Annotated in this window: 19 protein-coding genes; 10 read left to right on the top strand and 9 right to left on the bottom strand. The window is 69.5% G+C overall.

Annotated features, from left to right (window positions below; genetic code table 11):
- Positions 1 to 207 precede the first annotated feature (207 nt).
- From ACFWJW_RS30845 to ACFWJW_RS30825, 5 genes are all read right to left on the bottom strand, one after another.
- Positions 208 to 978: a Ku protein gene (locus tag ACFWJW_RS30845; RefSeq protein WP_387247468.1), complete on the bottom strand. Its 771-nt coding sequence runs from the start codon at positions 976 to 978 to the stop codon at positions 208 to 210.
- Positions 979 to 1,499: 521 nt separating this feature from the next.
- The gene (locus ACFWJW_RS30840) at positions 1,500 to 2,021 is read right to left on the bottom strand and encodes a hypothetical protein (RefSeq protein WP_387247467.1); all 522 of its coding nucleotides are present in this window, start codon (positions 2,019 to 2,021) and stop codon (positions 1,500 to 1,502) included.
- Between the two features lie 307 nt (positions 2,022 to 2,328).
- On the bottom strand, positions 2,329 to 3,195 hold the full coding sequence (locus tag ACFWJW_RS30835; protein WP_387247466.1) for a DciA family protein: 867 nt from the start codon (positions 3,193 to 3,195) through the stop codon (positions 2,329 to 2,331).
- A 9-nt stretch (positions 3,196 to 3,204) separates the two neighbouring features.
- On the bottom strand, positions 3,205 to 4,719 hold the full coding sequence (locus ACFWJW_RS30830) for a winged helix-turn-helix domain-containing protein (RefSeq protein WP_387247465.1): 1,515 nt from the start codon (positions 4,717 to 4,719) through the stop codon (positions 3,205 to 3,207).
- Positions 4,720 to 5,484: 765 nt separating this feature from the next.
- A complete protein-coding gene (locus ACFWJW_RS30825; RefSeq protein ID WP_387247464.1) occupies positions 5,485 to 5,784 on the bottom strand; it encodes a helix-turn-helix domain-containing protein in 300 nt (99 codons plus the stop codon).
- Between the two features lie 114 nt (positions 5,785 to 5,898).
- Between ACFWJW_RS30825 and ACFWJW_RS30820 the strand changes: the two genes are divergently transcribed.
- Together ACFWJW_RS30820 and ACFWJW_RS30815 are read left to right on the top strand one after the other, a co-directional pair.
- Entirely contained in the window at positions 5,899 to 6,546 is a 648-nt protein-coding gene (locus tag ACFWJW_RS30820) for an HAD family hydrolase (protein WP_387247463.1), read from the top strand.
- A gap of 4 nt (positions 6,547 to 6,550) precedes the next feature.
- Positions 6,551 to 7,387, top strand: a complete 837-nt coding sequence (locus tag ACFWJW_RS30815; RefSeq protein WP_387247462.1) for a DUF1932 domain-containing protein — start codon at positions 6,551 to 6,553, stop codon at positions 7,385 to 7,387.
- A 7-nt stretch (positions 7,388 to 7,394) separates the two neighbouring features.
- On the opposite strand, the gene ACFWJW_RS30810 is transcribed toward ACFWJW_RS30815, so the two are convergent.
- The 4 genes from ACFWJW_RS30810 to ACFWJW_RS30795 all read right to left on the bottom strand — a co-directional run bounded on the left by ACFWJW_RS30810 (position 7,395) and on the right by ACFWJW_RS30795 (position 10,646).
- Complete coding sequence (locus ACFWJW_RS30810; RefSeq protein WP_387247461.1) at positions 7,395 to 7,961, bottom strand: guanylate kinase; 567 nt, start codon at positions 7,959 to 7,961, stop codon at positions 7,395 to 7,397.
- A complete protein-coding gene (locus ACFWJW_RS30805) occupies positions 7,958 to 8,998 on the bottom strand; it encodes an AAA family ATPase (protein WP_387247460.1) in 1,041 nt (346 codons plus the stop codon). The genes ACFWJW_RS30810 and ACFWJW_RS30805 overlap by 4 nt, the downstream gene beginning before the upstream one ends.
- A gap of 179 nt (positions 8,999 to 9,177) precedes the next feature.
- Positions 9,178 to 9,888, bottom strand: coding sequence for an AAA family ATPase (locus ACFWJW_RS30800; RefSeq protein ID WP_387247459.1), 711 nt, complete (start codon positions 9,886 to 9,888; stop codon positions 9,178 to 9,180).
- Complete coding sequence (locus ACFWJW_RS30795; RefSeq protein WP_387247458.1) at positions 9,885 to 10,646, bottom strand: GntR family transcriptional regulator; 762 nt, start codon at positions 10,644 to 10,646, stop codon at positions 9,885 to 9,887. Before ACFWJW_RS30795 ends, ACFWJW_RS30800 begins: the two co-directional genes overlap by 4 nt.
- A gap of 329 nt (positions 10,647 to 10,975) precedes the next feature.
- Here ACFWJW_RS30795 and ACFWJW_RS30790 point away from each other — a divergent pair, with 329 nt between their 5' ends.
- The 8 genes from ACFWJW_RS30790 (at position 10,976) to ACFWJW_RS30755 (ending at position 16,085) form a co-directional block, all read left to right on the top strand.
- Complete coding sequence (locus ACFWJW_RS30790) at positions 10,976 to 11,584, top strand: hypothetical protein (protein WP_387247457.1); 609 nt, start codon at positions 10,976 to 10,978, stop codon at positions 11,582 to 11,584.
- 170 nt (positions 11,585 to 11,754) lie between these two features.
- Entirely contained in the window at positions 11,755 to 11,925 is a 171-nt protein-coding gene (locus tag ACFWJW_RS30785; RefSeq protein WP_387247456.1) for a hypothetical protein, read from the top strand.
- A gap of 82 nt (positions 11,926 to 12,007) precedes the next feature.
- Positions 12,008 to 12,196 carry a hypothetical protein gene (locus ACFWJW_RS30780; RefSeq protein WP_387247455.1) on the top strand — a complete coding sequence of 63 codons (189 nt, stop codon included), beginning with the start codon at positions 12,008 to 12,010 and terminating at the stop codon, positions 12,194 to 12,196.
- Positions 12,197 to 12,353: 157 nt separating this feature from the next.
- On the top strand, positions 12,354 to 12,656 hold the full coding sequence (locus tag ACFWJW_RS30775; RefSeq protein WP_387247454.1) for a WhiB family transcriptional regulator: 303 nt from the start codon (positions 12,354 to 12,356) through the stop codon (positions 12,654 to 12,656).
- A 173-nt stretch (positions 12,657 to 12,829) separates the two neighbouring features.
- Positions 12,830 to 13,096 (top strand): hypothetical protein, encoded by a 267-nt coding sequence (locus ACFWJW_RS30770; RefSeq protein WP_387247453.1) that lies wholly within the window; start codon positions 12,830 to 12,832, stop codon positions 13,094 to 13,096.
- Positions 13,097 to 13,336: 240 nt separating this feature from the next.
- Positions 13,337 to 15,064, top strand: coding sequence for a DUF2637 domain-containing protein (locus ACFWJW_RS30765; RefSeq protein ID WP_387247452.1), 1,728 nt, complete (start codon positions 13,337 to 13,339; stop codon positions 15,062 to 15,064).
- A 239-nt stretch (positions 15,065 to 15,303) separates the two neighbouring features.
- Positions 15,304 to 15,780 (top strand): hypothetical protein, encoded by a 477-nt coding sequence (locus tag ACFWJW_RS30760; protein WP_387247451.1) that lies wholly within the window; start codon positions 15,304 to 15,306, stop codon positions 15,778 to 15,780.
- Positions 15,777 to 16,085, top strand: coding sequence for a hypothetical protein (locus tag ACFWJW_RS30755; protein WP_387247450.1), 309 nt, complete (start codon positions 15,777 to 15,779; stop codon positions 16,083 to 16,085). Before ACFWJW_RS30760 ends, ACFWJW_RS30755 begins: the two co-directional genes overlap by 4 nt.
- Positions 16,086 to 16,466 lie beyond the last annotated feature (381 nt).

Raw genomic sequence — 16,466 nt, 5'->3', positions numbered from 1 at the left:
TAAGCGCGCTGTGGGGCGCTCGCATCCGGGGAGATGCACACGTCAACCTTGCCAGCTGGTGCACCGTCACCGTGTTCAACGGTCTATGAACGTCACGAGAAGACGTACGCAGTCCAGCAGCTCTTCGGTCAACATGTGCCGCCACGCTCCTCCTCGCGGGGCAATGAAGTCTCGAGATCAGCCCATCGAACTTCAGAAGCAAGTTTTTTAGACCCCGTTGCGGGCGCGCTGGGCGTCGCGCACAGATTTCTCCAGCGCGGCCATCAGGTCCACCGGCGGCTGCGGCTCAAGGGGCGGTGATGTCGTGCGGCCGGCGGCGAGGCTGTCGACGAGGAGGTTCAGCGCCTGGGCGTAGTCGTCGTGCAGCTCGGTGAGGTCGACGCCCGCCATCTCGGTCATCAGCAGCTCGGCGATCTCCAGCTCCCGGTCAGTGGTCGGCGCCGGGCTGGACAGATCGCCGGGGTCACGGATCTCCTCGGGCCAGTGCAGCGTGTGCAGTACCAGGATTCCGTTGCGCGGCCGCAGCACGGCCAGTCTCTCCCGCGACCTCAGGGCCGCCTTGCACACCGCGAGCCGACCGGTCCGAGCCAGGGCTTCGACCAGCAGGGCATACGGCTTCTGGGCTCCGGGGCCGTGGGCGCCCACCCAGTACGGGCGGGCATACAGCAGCGGGTCGACGTCGCTCTCGTCGACGAAGCCCAACACCTCGATCACACGCTTCGTGGGCAGCGGCAGGGCCTCGAGGTCGGCATCGTGGATGACCACCGTGCGGCCGTCGGGTGCCTCCCAGCTGCGGGCGGTCTCCTCCGGCCTGACCTCCCGACCGTCCAGCTCGCACACCCGCCGGTGGCGGATGCGACCGCCATCGGCCGCATGCACGAGATGAAGACCGGGCCCGTGATCTTCGGTAGCTGCATAGATGTCCACGGGCAGTGCGACCAGGCCGAAGGAGACCGTGCCTTGCCAGAGCGATCGCATGGCTTCGACGGTACGCACGGGCTGGCCGGGCCGCCGCCCGTCAGCATCCGTCCGGGCGGGTGCCGGTGCGGAACTCCCCGCCGAGACTGCGGTGACCAGCACCACCGCCACCCGGAGTCCTCCGAGGCGCCCGTCGCTCAGGGGCTGCCTGCACCGGTCCCGTGATCAGCTCTCGTTCGGATTGCCCAGCACCGTGCTCAGTGCCATGCTCGCCGTCCTGGGGCTGGCCCTGTGCCGCGCCACTTGGTCATCGGGTCGTTCAGTCGCACGTCCTCGGGATCCAGGCCGGCTCGGCGCAGGAATTCCAGCAGATCGGCCACACCGTAGACGACACCGACGGGGGTGGCATTCACGTGGACGCGACGGCCGCCCTCAGAGGACGGAGGGTGCACCACGTTGCGGGGGGCATGAGTCCACCTTGCCGACGATCGCCGTAGCGCGCCCGCCGGCTCACCCCGCTACGAACCAGGCCATCGGCGACCAGCAGTCGTTCGAGGACGCACCGGTGTCGGGCTGGTGGGTCAGGTCTTGTCGGCGGAGGTGGCGGAGGGTGCCGGGGCGACCGCGTCATCGACGACGGCCTGGGGCACGGTCTGTGGGGGCTGGCCCTGTTTGATGTGGTCGATGACGGGGGTGATGGCGTCATACATGCGCCGCGCCATCGGCTCGTTATCGCCGGGGCGCTGGCCATACATGTTGACGCCGCCGTGGGCGTCGTGGTCGAGCTTGCGGAGGTACTCCACCAGCTGCGGGCCGGTGAGCGTGACTTGGATCAGGCCGCGTTTGCCTTGATCGCCGCCGAGCTTGACCGGCTTGACCTTGTCAAACTCGTCGTCGTCCTCTCTGTCGAGGCCGCTTTTGCGGGTGCGGTCCCACATGTCCTTGGTGCATGTGACCTTGAACTCGGCGAGGCCGGCGGCCTTGTCCAGACGCTTTTGCTGCTCGGGCGGCGAATCGGCGCCGCAGCCCGAGGCACACAGTGCGGCAAGCGCGATGGCGGCCAGGGCGGTCGTGGCGCGACGATGGTTCATGGAGTTCGACACGACCGAATCCTGGGCGACCACACCAGCCGGGCGGTGGTGTTTCCCTGCCCTCGGCCGGATCCGGCTGTCGCATGGCCTGTGCCGTATCGCTCGATCGTGTCTGGCATCAACGACGCCCGCCTCCGCTGAACTTGGCGGTCACGCGATCCCGGACGGGTCCTGGGCCATGGCTAGCGACTTCTACCGCCGACTCGCCGAAGACTTGACCACCACCAGCCATCACGGCACGCAGCCGCTGACCGTCGTCTTCGACGACGGCGTTCACGACCAGGGTTCGGTGACACCGAGACACTCGCCTGAGTGCGCCTCATGCAGTGTTGCGCAAGGGCGTGCTCGTCGGCGTGGCTGTGGTCTGCTGCCGGGTTCGTTCGGTCCGGGCCCGGTGCAGCGCGGCCGCGCGGGTGGTGGCGGCTTCGCGGCGCCGGTGAGAGCGGCTGGCTTCGATGGGTTGCGGCAGGTCCTCCGGCTGTGGCCTGGTCTCGGGGAAGGCTCTCGCCGACATGCGGCGCAGCGCCAGGGTCTGCTGCTCGATGGCCTCCTGGAGCGCCGGGTCGACGGGCTGGCCGGACCATGCGGCCCGGTGCGCTGCGAGTGCCTGGCGGAAACCGTCGGAGGGCTGGGTCGGCTCGGCCGGCCTGGGGGGCTCGGCGGGCTTGGCGGTGGCCGGGGCCTGCGTCGCCGTGGTGGGCGTCGGGAGGTTGCCGATGGGCAGGACCCGTACCCGGCGCACGGTGGTGGTGCCCGTCGCCTGGTTCGCGGCGATGATGATGCGCGGGGTGATCAGCCGGAGCTGCGTGGCGTAGGCGGGTGAGGCGGGCTGCAGGTCCAGCTGTCCGGTCTCCGCGTGGAAGGCGGTGGCGGCGACGTTGTGGGGCAGCTGCGGGGCGATGGCGGCCGCGATGTCCGGCCAGCGGTCAAGGATGCTGCCGCCGGCGGCGGGCAGGTCCCAGGCCCGGTCGGCCATCAGCCGCTGCAGCACCGAACCGAAGCCCTGCGGGTCGCGGCCGTCGACGCCGCGCCGGGTGGCGACTTCCCGGCGTCGGGTACGGGGGGTGGCATTCTCGCCGCGCTTCTTCGCGGCCTCACGGGCCGAGTGCAGGGCGACTCGGGCCAGGTCGACGCCGGACAGCTCTCCGCCACCGGGCTGGTGGGCCGGTGTGGTCATCTCGGTCATCACGGCCTCCTACCGGTGTCCGATGGTCATGAGCGTGCTGCGCGAGCCTGCGGCCAGCTGCCTGGCCCGGTGCAGCAGCGTGCGGCCGTAGAGCTGCTCGGCGGCCTCCGGCCCCATGGAGGCGAACGCGTCCTCGATCAGGTTGGTGTCGCCCAGCGCCAGGCGCTGGCTGGCCTCTGCGCGGGCCTGTGCGATCTCGGCCTCGTCCAGGCCGTCCACGCCGCCGCTCAGCTCAGGCTGCTCCTGGCCGCAGTCCTCGTCCCGGGTGGATCCGGAGCGGGTGCGGCCTGCGACGATGTCCCGGACCGCGGCGAACGCGGCGTCGACCTGCTGCTGGACGGCGGGGCTTTCAGGGCGCTCCCAGTCGCCCTCGAACCGCTCGTGTCGGGCGCGGATCTGCCGGATGCGCTCGCGGCGGGCGGCTTCCTGACCGGCGCGCCACTGCTCGTGGGCCAGCTCTCGCTTTTCGGGGGTGTCGAGGATCTTCTCGGCGTCCTTGAGCAGGGTGGCGAGCAGGCCGGAGGCCCGGCGGGCCCGTGCGGCCTCACCGCGGAAGGCGAGCCAGGCATGGATGTCGGTGATGCTCCAGCCGGCGTCGGCGATGTGCCGGGCCACCCAGGCGATCCGGGGCACCGAGCAGCCGCGCAGCCAGTCCAGCTCTTCAGCCAGCTCACGCGCCAGCTGGTAGCGGCGACCGACCTGGTTCAGCGTCCGGCGGCCGGCCTTCGCCTTGGACTTCTTCGGCGTGGGGGACTTGCTCGCCCCGCTTGCGAGCTTGCTCTCAGGGGGGGAGTAAGTAGCACCCGCAGTAGAAGAACCATCAGCACTACCCCCCATTGGGGTGCAACGGGACCCGCCTGAAACAGCCGTCCCAGACGCCCTGCCAGCACCCCTACGGGCAGCCATCGCGGGGGCCTTGGAGGGCGACTTCGACCGAGGCCGCCGCACCCGCCGAGACGCCTTCTTCGCCAGACGCCCCATCAGTACCCGGCCCGCCTCCGCGATCCCGGTCATCCGGCGCTCGGTGCCCGCGCCGGCCGTACGGATGCCCAGCGCGACGTCGAACTCCGTTGGCACAGTTCGGGCGAACTCGCTGGCCTGCGCCTGCTCGCCACGAACCCGGGTGCCCCGCACGACGTACGCCAGCAGTCCCGCCTCCCGCAGCATCGCCAGGTGGTACTCCACCGCCCGCTCGCTCAGGCCGGTGCGGCGCATCAGATAGGCGAGACCCGGACGGCACGGCGACAGCTCGGCGAGCAGCTGCGCGATGAACACCGTCGTCGTCCCGAACGACCGTGGGCCGTGCGACCGGTGACGTCGCGGCTCGTACAGCCCAGACCCGGCCACCCAGTGGACCGCCTGCATCCAGCTGTAGCCCTCGGGCGCGATTCGGCCGGACGTTGTCGACAGCCACTGCCGTGCCTCCGGCACGTACAGGCCGGGCAGCACGTCGACCGCGCCCCCATCGTCGGAAGGACGCGGGGCGGGAACCATCAAGGCGGCCGGTGCCGCCACGGCGCTCACCGCGCCACCCGCAGGAACGAGTGCTGATGTGTCATGCCGGCAACACCATCAGCCAAACCGGACACCCCCGGCTGAGCGGGAGCGGGAGGAGCCGACAGGGCAGGAGACGGGATCACGTACAGAGAAGGGAGGGCGCGAGAGCTGGATGTGACAGGCGCCGAAAAAATCTTCATCCGGCACCTTGACCCGGATGCCCTGTGGACAGAGCGGCCACGGTTGAGCGCTCCCGCCTGGCGGGAGCGGACCGGCATGTTCCTGCGAATGAATCCCGCCACACGGGACGCAAAAACATACCGCTGAGGGCCATTCTCAAAGCGGCGAAGCGGACAGATGGGGGTGAACCAGGCGGTGGCCGCCTGGCAATGAGGACGCTGGTCGTGCACTATGACGAGAACCGACCTTCCTTATAGCTAACGCTGTGGGTGGGAAGGACCGTCCCCTCCGTGAGGAGCGGGCGGCCGGACGAAGAACCAGAGGCGACCTCCTTGCTCTCTCGGTGACTTGGACGGGTGGTTTCGGCGGCCTGCCAGGGCCGACGGAACCGATGGGGGAAGCCCCCTGCCAGGGGCGACTTCCGACCCGCTTGCCAAAGCGGGGTTGTTCTAGGTGAAGAAAGACCCAGCTCTATGAGCTGGAGCCCAGAACCGGGGCCAACCGGAGACTGGGCGGCCGACGCGGATGCGAATCCGGTCGGCCCAGACGGGCCGCGCGAGGCCACAGTGGATGCCACTCCACCTTCTTGGCGCGCGCGGCCGGTGGCTTACGTCACCCCGACCCCCTTGATTCCGAGGCCGGCGTCGGCATGCCCTCATCCAGCTCAGCGGCCTCGGGATACCGCTCCGCGAGCCGCTTGAGCAGGTGCATGTAGACCGCACGGTGCGGACGTCGGGGGTGGGTCTGACCCAACTCCCAACGGGCTACGGCAAGACGCTTCACGCCCACGGCCTCTGCCACTTCCTGCTGAGTGAGGCCAGCCGCGAGACGCAACTTCGCGCGCACGGACGGAGGCGGCAGGACGTCGTCAAGTAGGGCGTCGACCCGCTTCAAGCGGTCCGGGTCGGACATAGCGCAGCCTTTCAAGATCGATGGATCTCTGAAAGATACACGATGCGATCTCCATTCGGGAGGCGCCGTCACCGCGAACTGCGTTGCCCCCGATGCCCGGTAAGGTCCCTGCCCGTGTCCTGCCTCGCGCTTTTCGATCTGGACGGCACGCTGGCCGACCGGCAGTCGGCGCTCAGCGACGCCGTGGCCGGCCTGTGCCGTGCACACGACCTCACGCCAGATGCCGAACGGTGGCTGCGCACCCAGCTGGCCGACCGTGCGAATCCCGACGACTTTGCCCGGCTGCGCCACGCCTTCGGCCTGGCGGTGCCCGCCGCGCAGCTGTGGCAGGAGTACGTCGACCTGATCGCGGCCGCCGTCACCTGCCGACCGGAGGTCCTTGAGGGCCTGGCCCATCTGCGCGCTGCCGCGTGGACGATCGGCATCATCACCAACGGGGCCGGCGACATCCAGCGCGCCAAACTCGCCGCAACCGGCCTCATTGACCTGGTCGACGGCGTCGCGGTCTCCGGCGACCTGGAGATCCGCAAGCCGGACCTGCGCCTCTTCGAACTCGCAGCCTCCCGCTGCGGCGTGAACCTCACGGACGGCGGCTGGATGATCGGCGACAACCCGGCCGGGGACATCGGCGGCGGACACCAGGCCGGCCTGCGCACCATCTGGCTGCGCGGCCGACCCTGGCCCGAAGACCTCACCGCCGCGCACCACGTCGTCGACGACGTCACCGACGCCATCAACATCCTGCTCAACAACGCGGAGTAGCACCGTGGACCAGCCCACCGTCGGCATCCTCCACCCCGGCAGCATGGGCGCCGCCGTCGCCGCCTGCGCCGCGACCAACGCGGCCGAGATCCTGTGGTGCGAGGCCAGGCGCAGCGCCGCCTCCGCGGCGCGCGCCGCCAAGTTCGCTCTGACGCCCATGGCCACACTGTCCGAACTGCTGGACCGCAGCGACATCGTCATCAGCCTCTGCCCACCAGCCGCTGCCGAGGACCTGGCCCGCAATGTCGCCGGGCACCGCTTTGTCGGGGTGTACGTGGAGGCGAACGCCATCAGCCCTGAGCGCGCACAACGGATCGCCGCGCTGCTGGAACCGGGTGCGACGGTCGTGGATGGCGGCGTCGTCGGCTCCCCGCCGGTGCGAGGCAAGACGCCAACCCTGTACTTGTCCGGCCCGACCGTCGCGACCGAGCGCATCGAGGCGCTGTTCGCGGGCACCGCCGTCCGGACGGCCGTTCTGGGCACGGAGGTCGGGAAGGCGTCCGCGCTGAAGCTGTCGTACGCCAGCTTCCAGAAGACGAGCCGCGTGCTGGTGGCGCTCGCGGTCGGCATGGCGCGCGAGCATGGCGTCGACCAGGAGCTCCTCGAGGTCGCCTCCCGGAGGACCGACTCGTACCTATCCGAGCCGCAGTACGTCGCCAAGACGGCGTCGCGCGCCTGGCGCTGGGGCCCGGAGCTGGAGGAAGCCGCCGACGCGCTCGCGGCTGCCGGCCTACCGCCGGAGATGCTGCGCGCGGCTGCGTCCACGCTGGCACGCTGGAGCGACGCCAAGGATGGTGAGCTGACGCTCGCCGACGCCTTGGACCGACTCGCCCAGCCGTAGCCCGCGCTCATGCCGTCGCCGCTCCCGCCCGCTGCACCAGCAACTGGTCGATGAGCCGCGCCGCTTCCTGCGGTGAGGCCGCCGTGGTGTCCACCGTCAGGTCCCAGGCCATGTCCGGGTGCGTGTTCAGGTCCTCGCGGGTCGCCTCCCACGCTGCCAGGCGCGCCGTGGTGTCGCTGTCGCCCCGGCCGACGGATCGCTGCTCGGTCACCTCGCGCGGGCACCACAGCAGCACAACCGTCCAGGTGGCCGGGTACCCGTCGACCAGGGTGCGGATGCCGTCGATCTGTCCGAGGTGCACCACCGGCACCCCGGCTGCGAACGCCGTGTCCAGGCCCGGGCGGTCGATGGCGTACGTGTTGCCGTACCGCGCATTCGCGTAGACGACGTCGCCCGCGGCCTCCAACTCGCGCAGCTGCTCCGCAGTGCCCACCCGGTAGCCAGCAGACCTGCCCGTTCCCACCTTGAGTCGCGCGAACTGTGCGTACCGCGGACTCCGCTCGGTGAGCGCGGAGGTGACGGTGTCTTTGCCCGCCGCCGGCGGGCCGTAAAGGATCACGCCCTGCTGGCTCACTCGTACATCGCCCCCATCGCCTGCCGGGCCTGGTCCGCGAGTGTCACCGCGGTGCCCAACCTGTTGTCGACGACCAGGTGCGGCACCGCCGGGCGCAGGTCCAAGTCGATCGTGGCCATGTACTCGTCCCACCGCTGGAGCTTCCAGGCGTCCCGAGCCGCGGACCGGAAGGAGATGTACTCGCGCATCGACTCCTCGTCGCAGCGCACCCACACGGGGAAGACGTCGACGCCCAGGGCCGCGGCCCGGTTGGACAGGCGCCGCATCCAGTCCGGGTCAGTCATCTCGGAGATGAACGGAGCCGAGAGCACGGTGCTGATCCCGCACTTGATGTTCGCCAGCGCACTTTGCATCAAGCAGTCGTACTCCACCGGCCGGACCTGGGTTCGGTAGAGATCGGTGTGCCGGTCATTCGGGTCGCCGCCTAGCGCCACCAGGAGCCGTTCTACGAGCGACCGGGTGAGCGGGTCTTTGTCGAGCAATGGCCAGCCGGTGAGTTGGACGAAGAACCTCGCCAGCTCGGTTTTCCCGCTACCCGCAAATCCGCCCACCAGGATCAGGACCGGACGGTGCGGGTCGCCCCCGGTGTGCCGGCGCTTCCACGCGTCGATGATCCGCTGCTGCAGGGCAAAGTGCCCAGCATCCTCGGTGCCCGGCGAGATGCGGTGAATCGCCCGCTCGACAGCCAGGACGTGTGCGCCGTTGAGACGGTCATCCATCGGCGTCAGCTTGAAACTCGTCTCCTCGCCCGGCAGCGCACTCCGGAACCCCAAGTCAGGCTCGGTCGCCCGGTACAGCAGGCAGTAGGCGCGCCGGTAGTGCGGCCCCGGGTAGACCTCACCCTGCTCGTGCTGCCACAGAGTCTGCGGATTCGCGGCGGGAATGCCCCTGAGCTTGGCCTGCTCGGCGACCTGCCGAAGCTGCTCACCTGCCCTTTCCAGAGTCAGGCCGTGGGCCTCCCGCTGCTCGCGCAGCCGGTCCGGTCGCCACCCCGCTCTGTTGAGCTTCCCCACCCTGTTCCCCTCCGTCATCGTCATGGCCGCGAGCCTAAGTCTCGGGCCTCAAATCCCATGTGTACGTGGGTGTTGAAAACCCGTGAAGCTCGATGCCCATGAGCTTCGACAACGCGCTGTGATGTTGCGATCCGGCTCCCGCGAGTGTGATGGCCCCACCAGACAGTTACCGAGCGCTTGGTGTGGCGAGTGGGAGGTGGGAGTCAATGTCGACCGCCATCTGTGGAAAGGCGTGCAGAGCGGAGCTTCGCCAGCACGTGCTCCGGGTGACCGTCGTAGACGATGTGTGGCTCGTCAGCCGTCGGCGGGTGGAAGCGGCCCGCGAACCTGAGCAGGTCCTCTTCGTTGAACTCGATGCTGTTCGCGTCGACCAGCGACTTTGCGTTGCGCTCCCGGATCCGTTCCCAGCGCACTTTGTGCGCAACCGGCAGGTAGACGAGGACAGGAACGCCGCCGGCCTCCATCGCGGTCGCCGCCCACTGGCCGCGCTCTTCCGGGGTCCAGAACCCATGGTCGACTACGACATCCCGTCCGGCCGCCAGGAGCTCCTGGAGCTCCAGCGCGATGTCCATGAGCACAGGGGCCTCCCGAACACGGAACTGGCCGCGGGGGAAGTCCCGGCCGTAGTGACCGTAGCGGCGGAACATCTCCTCATCAGGGCAGAGGCGCACCATCCCGGCCTGCTCAAGGGAACGGGCCAGAGTCGTCTTGCCGGCGCCCGGCATCCCGGCCATCAGGATGGCGCGCGGCGCGGGCTCGGCCCGTCCGGCCAGGGCTTCGGAGATGCGGCTGATCTCGAACCTTCCTTCCAAAGTCAGGGTGTCGGCGCGCTGCGTGTGCAGGAGCACGCCGAGGCGGCGCTCAAGGCAGTTGACGAGGATGTCATCCAGGAGAACGGTGTCGCGCGCGGTCACCGCGAGACCTCCGAGGTGGTCCTGCGGGTGCGACCGGGGGCGCCCAAGTCCACGCCGTACTCCAGCAGCTCGCCGTCGGCGTCCAAGAAGCGCGCGGTTAGCACGAGGATCGCCGCGACGGTGCCAGCCTCCAGCTCCAAGAGCTCAAGGTCGCGATCCGTTGCGATGCGAGCTGTCTCCTCATCCACGCGCTGCACGACGTGCCGCCCGGTAGCCCGAGCGATCAAGTCGAGCGACAACCCGCCCTTGAGCCGCTCGCTCCGGGCCAGCTCCGGTACGACCTGCGCGAATTCGGCCGGGATCCACGATGTCGAGTGGGAGACGATGCCATGACCGTCTCGGTAGACACGGCTGCGGCGAATCACGTCGTCACCAGGCGAAATACCCAGCACGTGAGCGACGTCCTCGGGAGCCTCGACTATGCCGGCAGTGTGGCCGGACGACTTCTCGCCGACGCCCCACGACGACTGTGTCTTGCTGCTGCGGTCGTGGCGTTCCGCCCCGGAGGACAGCGCGATGGGACGCGCCAACACCTCGGTGCCGACACCCGGGATGCCCTGCACGAGCTTCTCTTCGCGCAGCAGCCTCATTGCCCGGTCCGCGGTGGCCGTGCTGACCCCCCACTCGGTGGCCAGCGTCTTGATGCTGGGCAGGAGGTCCCCCGGCGAGAGTTCCCCGGAGCTGATCAGGTCGCGGTAGCGGCCCGCGATGCGTGCGTACGGCGCCCGATTGTCGGCTCGGGATGGCGGCCCGGTCATGTGCCTTCGCCTCCTTCGGTTCCATCTGGTTGCCTCACTATACCGCTTGACACCTGAGGGTACCTGAGGCAACCTGATGCATGTAGACCTCGGTGATCCTCCGGGAGCACCGAGTGAGCACCACCGCAAGACCGTAGGAAGTCGTCCGCCTCGCAAGAGGGGGCCGGGTTGATGGCAACACCAAATCCCCGGGCTCTCGACTCCTACTGCACGTCGCAGCGCTATGCGCTGTCCGTCCGCCAGGACGCCGGGGTCACCCGCGCGGCCTGGCGGGCGGAGTGAGCACCGCGACGCACCCCCTTCCCCACTTCGCACATGAGGAGACCCCCATGGCCATCACCGCCGCGATGCCCACCGCCAAGGAACGCCCCCGCAGGACCCGCACGAAGCGCACCAGCAATTGCCCCGCCATCAAGCTCTCCCAGCTCCCGCCCTCGCACATCGACCTTCGCGACCCTCTCAAAGCCGTTCTGGTCTGCGAGGACTGCGGAACCTGGTGCCCGATCAACGGCATGCAGAGCAAGGTCCAGAAGCTGGTCCCGCACCACACCGGCAAGGCCGACGTCGCCACCGCGATCCACTGCCGGGGCAGCAACCGCCGTGTCGAGTTCGACATGACGATCCCCGAGTGGCGCCAGGCCCTGACCGACGCCATCAAGGAGACCGCGGTCCGGCGCCCGACCCACGTGCTGCGAAAGCCGAAGGTCGCGCCCACCCCGGCCGTCAGCCAGATCGCCACGCAGAAGCAGGTGCCGGCGGACGACGAGCCCGGTGACGGCCGGCTCCTGTGGCTGCTGCGCGAGATGGGATGGGCGTCGACCGAGTCGGCGGTCCGCGAGACCGACACCCGGCGCGCGCAGCTGCCCGACGGTGACGCGCCGCTGGGCGCGCCGCCGGTGCCGCTCAAGACGCTCCACCCGAAGCGCCGCGCGCGCTGACCCGCTCTGGACGAACGACCACGGCCCCGGCCACTCCGTAAAGGGGCGGCCGGGGCCGTGGCTGCTCGTACAAGCAGTCAACTCCCCAACTGGGGAGTGATCGCGACAGCCTTGGGATTGCGGCCCGGGGCTGTCCAGGACCTGACTCGGAGGACCTGATGCAGCACAGCATGACACGCACCGTGGCGCGGCCGACGGCCGGTCTCGGAGAGGTGATCGACGACATCGAGCGCAAGGACAACGACCGCGGCCCGGAGCCCGAGGCCGCTGCTCGCGAACTCGCCCTGGTGCTCCTGCCCACCATCACCCCGGCGCTCGCCGGTTGGGAGGTGGCGGCGTGATCACCAGCCTGACCGACGAGGAACGCGCTGAGCTCTCGCGGAAGAACGCGGAGCAGAACAAGAGGTCGGAGGCCAACCGCCGATGAGTGCCCGACCGACCGACGGCCTGTTCGTCCGCTACATGAAGGCGTTCGAGGACTCCGCCAAGCACACCGCCGACTGCCCGGACTGCCAGGGCGAGACGCCGTGTGCGGAGGGGGCGCCGATTCACGAGCGGTTCGCCCGCCTCCAGGACGCCTACCACGAACGCCAGTCCAAGCAGCAGCGCTGACCCGGCTCTGCCCGTCGACCCCGAGCCTTCCCGGCCGGGGTCGGTGGAGAGCGCCGGGAGCTCCCCCGCTCCGGCCATCCGGCCGCCGACACAGAACAGCCCCAGGGCTCGCATCCCCGGGGCCGCTTCGTACAACCGGACCTTCTGGGAGGCCCTGATGAACCACTCCATCGTACGCACCCCTTACTACGGCGCTATTTCCACCGCCGCGGCGCCCGCCCGGCCCCGCCCGGTCTGCGCGGACGAGGACCCCGAGCTGTTCTTTCCCATCGGCGACACCGGCTCCGCGCTCCTCCAGATCGAGGAGGCCAAGGCCGTCTGCCGCCGCTGCCCGCTGATGGAGAGCTGCCTCCAGGGCGCCCTGGAGCGCAACGAGCGCTTCGGCGTCTGGGGCGGCACCGACCAGGACGAGCGCCGCGCCCTCAAGCGTCGCTCCACCCGCCGCCGGTCCGCTGCCTGACCTGCTCTGCAGGCTGCCTGATCCGCCCGCATCGACCGCTAAACCCTGGCGGCCGGGACGGGCGGTGAAGGGGAGCCGGACAGGGCGGGCTCTCCCGCAGCACTCCATCAGGCCGCCCGCCCTCGCGGACGGCCGGCCTATCCGTTCGCCCAGTCGTTGATAGGAGACCAGAGATGATCAAGAAGTTGCGTGCAAGGAAGACCGAGCGCCTCGCGAGGCAGCGGCACGTCCGCCTGATGAGCGTGGCAGAGCACCTGATCCGGGAGGCGGTGCTGAAGCCGACGACCTCGCCGGAGCAGGTGACCGCGATGCAGGTCGCCTGCCTGGCGTTCGCCCGGCACGAGATGCGCATTGACGAGGCCGAGGCGGCCGACTACCTGGCTGCCGCCTTGGTCGAACGCGGATACAGCACCGACCACTGGCCCGCCGTCTCCGCCTGACGTTTCGCTCCCGCCCGGCGGGAACCGCAGGCAGTTTCGAGCCCGCCCGGCAGCACTCCCCAGACCGGCCGCCCACCCCCTGGGCCGCCGGTCTTTTGCGCACCCGGAGCGGGGCGAGTCGGCGTCCGCTTCGCAAGCAACCAGCCGCACCGACCGCCGTTTCGGGGACGCACCGACGCGTTTCGCGAGCACCGGCCGCCGTTTCGACCCCGTCCTGAACGACCCCTTCCGGAGGCCCCCATGACGATCACCGCCTGGCCGCGAACCGCGGCCGAACCCGACCCCGACTCGGCTTCACCGGCCGCCGTTTCGCGAACCCTCACGCCGGTTTCGCAGACGCCCGACACCGTTTCGGACGCACCGGAGTTCACTTCGGAGGCGGAAAGCGGAACCGGAACGACGCCCTCCCCGGGGAAGCTGACCGGCACCCAGAAGTGGACGGCCGCAGCGATCGTGGCCGCTGCGCTCGCACTCGCAGGCATCGGCCTGTACCTGTCCTTCGAGCACGTCGCGGACTTCGCCTTCACCGAGCTGCGCTTCGGCTCGCTGGGCAAGGGCCAGCTGTTCGCGGTCGGCGTCGACGTCGGCATCATGGTGATGATCGCGGTCGACCTGCTGATGGCCTGGCTCAAGCGCCCCATCGGCTGGATTCGCTACCCGGTGTGGCTGCTGACGGCCGCCACCGTCGTCCTCAACGCCGCGTCCGGCGCCCCGGAGGGGGCCTGGAAGCTGCTGGACTACGTCGCCGCCGGCGCCCACGGCGTCGTGCCGGTCCTCTTCATCACGGTCGTCGAACTTGGCCGTACCGCCATCGACCGCGTTGTTCGGCCTGACCAGGCCGAACGCGACTCGATCCCGTGGCTGCGGTGGATCCTCGCCCCAGTCGCGACGGCCCGCATCTTCCGCCGGATGCGGCTGTGGGGCGTCACCTCCTACCCGGAGATGATCCGCCGCGACCAGCAGCTCATCGCCTACGAGCAGTGGCTCAAGCGCAAGTACAAGGGCGACCTCACCAAGGCCACCGAGGACGAGCTGCTGCCGATGAAGATGGCCCCCTACGGCTACACCGTCGCCCAGGCCCTGGCCATGCCCGACGAGCAGGAACAAGCAGCTCAGGAGCGTGAGGAGGAAGCCGAGCAGCGGCGCCTGGATGCCGAGACCCGCAGCCAGATCGCCAAGTCCGAGGCTGAGTCCGACCGCCTGCGCGCCAAAGGCAAGGTCGAAACGGTGCGCGCCGAGGTCGACGGCCAGACCGGCCAGGCTCGCGCTCACGCCCAGGCCCAGGTCAGCGCCGCAGAGCGGGCCGCTGAGCTGGAAAAGGAAGCCCTCGACAACGCTGTGATCGCCGAAGCCCGCACCCGCGAGGCGGAGGCGGAGCGCAAGGAAGCCCAGGAGCGCGAGGCGAAGGCGGAAACGGACCTCCGCGCAGCCGAGCTGGAGCGCCAGGCGGCACAGAAGCGGAAGGAAGCGGCGGAGGCCGACCGGGTCGCTGCCGCGGAGGCACAAGCGATCGAGACCCAGACCATCGCCGAAGCCCGACGCGCTACCGCCGAAGCGGATCGGATCGCTGCCGAAACGGAGCGGGCCAACGCCGAAACGCGTCGCGCCGCTGCTGAAGCCGACCGCAAGAAGGCGGAGGAGGAGCGCGGCCAGGAGGTCGCTCTCGCCGACATCGCGCGTGCCAAGAAGGAAGCCGCCGAAGCCGAGAACGCTGCTGCCGAAACGCGGCGGGCCATCGCCGAAATCGAGCGGCGCGCGGTCGAAGCCGAGGACACCGCGAAGCTCAAGCCGCGTGAGCGCGCGGTCCGCAAGGTCGCCCGGATGATCCTCGCCGCTGGTGATGACACCAGCCGGCCGACCCTCGCCGACATCCAGCGCGAACTGGAGGTCTCTTCCCCTGGCACTGCCTCCGAGTACCGCCAGGAGGCCACCGAGCTGCTTCGTGAGGGCTACCGCCCGGAGCAGTGACCTGCACAAACGAGCTGTTTCGACGGTTCCACCGGCCCCCGAGACGAAGTCAGCGCCTCGGGAGCGCGGTGAAGGCGCCGAAACGCCACAGCAAAGCCTCCCAGATCACCCCCGCGCCCGCCCAGAGCGGCCCGCGACCGATCAGCCCGTACCGACCGCGCCCCGGCTCGCACACACGCCTCGGGGACACGAACTCCCTCCCCTCCCCCCGATCCCCCGAGACTTGGAGGTCTTCTCGCATGACCAGCAACGACCCAACCGACCCCCCTCTGCGTGACGTCGCGCAGAGCCCGGAGGCAACCGCCCGGTACCTGGCCGACGTTCAGCGGGTCCTGCTGGACATCGGCAAGAGCATGGAGATCCTCGCGCTGGAGACCCGCGTTCACCTGCGCGAGACGCACGTGGAGGGTGACCGCTGGTACCACGCGAGGATGCGCGCGATGCCCGTCGAAAAGGCCCTCGGGAACGTGCTCAAGAACCTCAACAACCTCACCGCGGGCCTGGAAAAGAGCGCCTACAAGCGCCGCGCCCACGACGAGGCCGTTGAAAACACGGCCCAGGAAAGGAAGGAAAAGAAGCTGGAAAGGCAGCAGAAGAGGAACCCGCAGCCGCTCCAGGCCGCACCTAATCCGCCGCAGCAGGATGCACAGAACCAGAATTCCCGCTATGGTCGTCCCACGTCGATTTACGACCTGGGCAACAGGGAGTCGGCGTGACGCGCCCCCTCACCAGCGTCGAACGCTCCATTCAAGGGCGGAACGACTGGCTGCAGGACGAAGAGCGCAAGGCGATCGAAAGTCGCGGCGAGATGGGCCGGATGGAATTCTGGCTCCGCGTTACTCGATCCCGAATCACCAAGGACGTCAAAGCCGGACGCGACGACGTCATTCCCGGATTCACCAGCGTGTGCCGCCTGTTCAAGCTCGCGATCGACAAGCGAGCCGAGGGCGACGCGCGGCTGTGGAACCACCTCATGCAGTACGCGAAGCAGGTGCTGGAGCAGCACGGCCCGCGTAACTGACCGTCACCAACGAAGGCCCCGCCGGGCTCCGGCGGGGCCTCGCGCGCGTAAAGCGTGCACACGTGCACGTGCACGCGCGTGCACACGAGACCCCACTGTCTGTCAAGTCCCTGGAGGGAGGTGCACCGTGTCCGACGTGGACGATCCGAACGGGATCCTGGTCCGCGGCCCCTGGAGCGGTGATTCCTCGTACGCACCACCGCCGGTCCCGGATTTCGCCGACACCCTTCCATCAAGGGACGAAACTCCGGAGGCTCCGCCGGAGTCCCCGGAAGAGGCGACGATAGAACTGCCTCCCATTCCAGCTGCACCGGACCCCGCAATGGCGCTGCGTTCGGAAGGAATTGCCGCACCGGAAACCGAAGATGATGAAGGCGAATA

The sequence above is a fragment of the Streptomyces sp. NPDC127097 genome (genome assembly GCF_042724075.1).
In the GTDB taxonomy this organism is placed as follows: Bacteria; Actinomycetota; Actinomycetes; order Streptomycetales; family Streptomycetaceae; genus Streptomyces.
The sequence above is the reverse complement of the archived record's forward strand: the minus strand, read 5'-3'. Positions and strand labels throughout refer to the sequence as shown.

Excerpts from the sequence above, each read along its gene's own strand:
- ACFWJW_RS30770 (WP_387247453.1), top strand. The coding sequence starts at position 12,830 with ATGATCAAGAAGTTGCGTGCAAGGAAGACCGAGCGCCTCGCGAGGCAG.
- ACFWJW_RS30760 (WP_387247451.1), top strand. The coding sequence starts at position 15,304 with ATGACCAGCAACGACCCAACCGACCCCCCTCTGCGTGACGTCGCGCAG.
- ACFWJW_RS30805 (WP_387247460.1), bottom strand. The coding sequence starts at position 8,998 with ATGACGATGACGGAGGGGAACAGGGTGGGGAAGCTCAACAGAGCGGGG.
- ACFWJW_RS30780 (WP_387247455.1), top strand. The coding sequence starts at position 12,008 with ATGAGTGCCCGACCGACCGACGGCCTGTTCGTCCGCTACATGAAGGCG.
- ACFWJW_RS30790 (WP_387247457.1), top strand. The coding sequence starts at position 10,976 with ATGGCCATCACCGCCGCGATGCCCACCGCCAAGGAACGCCCCCGCAGG.
- ACFWJW_RS30765 (WP_387247452.1), top strand. The coding sequence starts at position 13,337 with ATGACGATCACCGCCTGGCCGCGAACCGCGGCCGAACCCGACCCCGAC.
- ACFWJW_RS30825 (WP_387247464.1), bottom strand. The coding sequence starts at position 5,784 with ATGTCCGACCCGGACCGCTTGAAGCGGGTCGACGCCCTACTTGACGAC.
- ACFWJW_RS30795 (WP_387247458.1), bottom strand. The coding sequence starts at position 10,646 with ATGACCGGGCCGCCATCCCGAGCCGACAATCGGGCGCCGTACGCACGC.
- ACFWJW_RS30775 (WP_387247454.1), top strand. The coding sequence starts at position 12,354 with ATGAACCACTCCATCGTACGCACCCCTTACTACGGCGCTATTTCCACC.
- ACFWJW_RS30835 (WP_387247466.1), bottom strand. The coding sequence starts at position 3,195 with ATGACCGAGATGACCACACCGGCCCACCAGCCCGGTGGCGGAGAGCTG.
- ACFWJW_RS30785 (WP_387247456.1), top strand. The coding sequence starts at position 11,755 with ATGACACGCACCGTGGCGCGGCCGACGGCCGGTCTCGGAGAGGTGATC.
- ACFWJW_RS30845 (WP_387247468.1), bottom strand. The coding sequence starts at position 978 with ATGCGATCGCTCTGGCAAGGCACGGTCTCCTTCGGCCTGGTCGCACTG.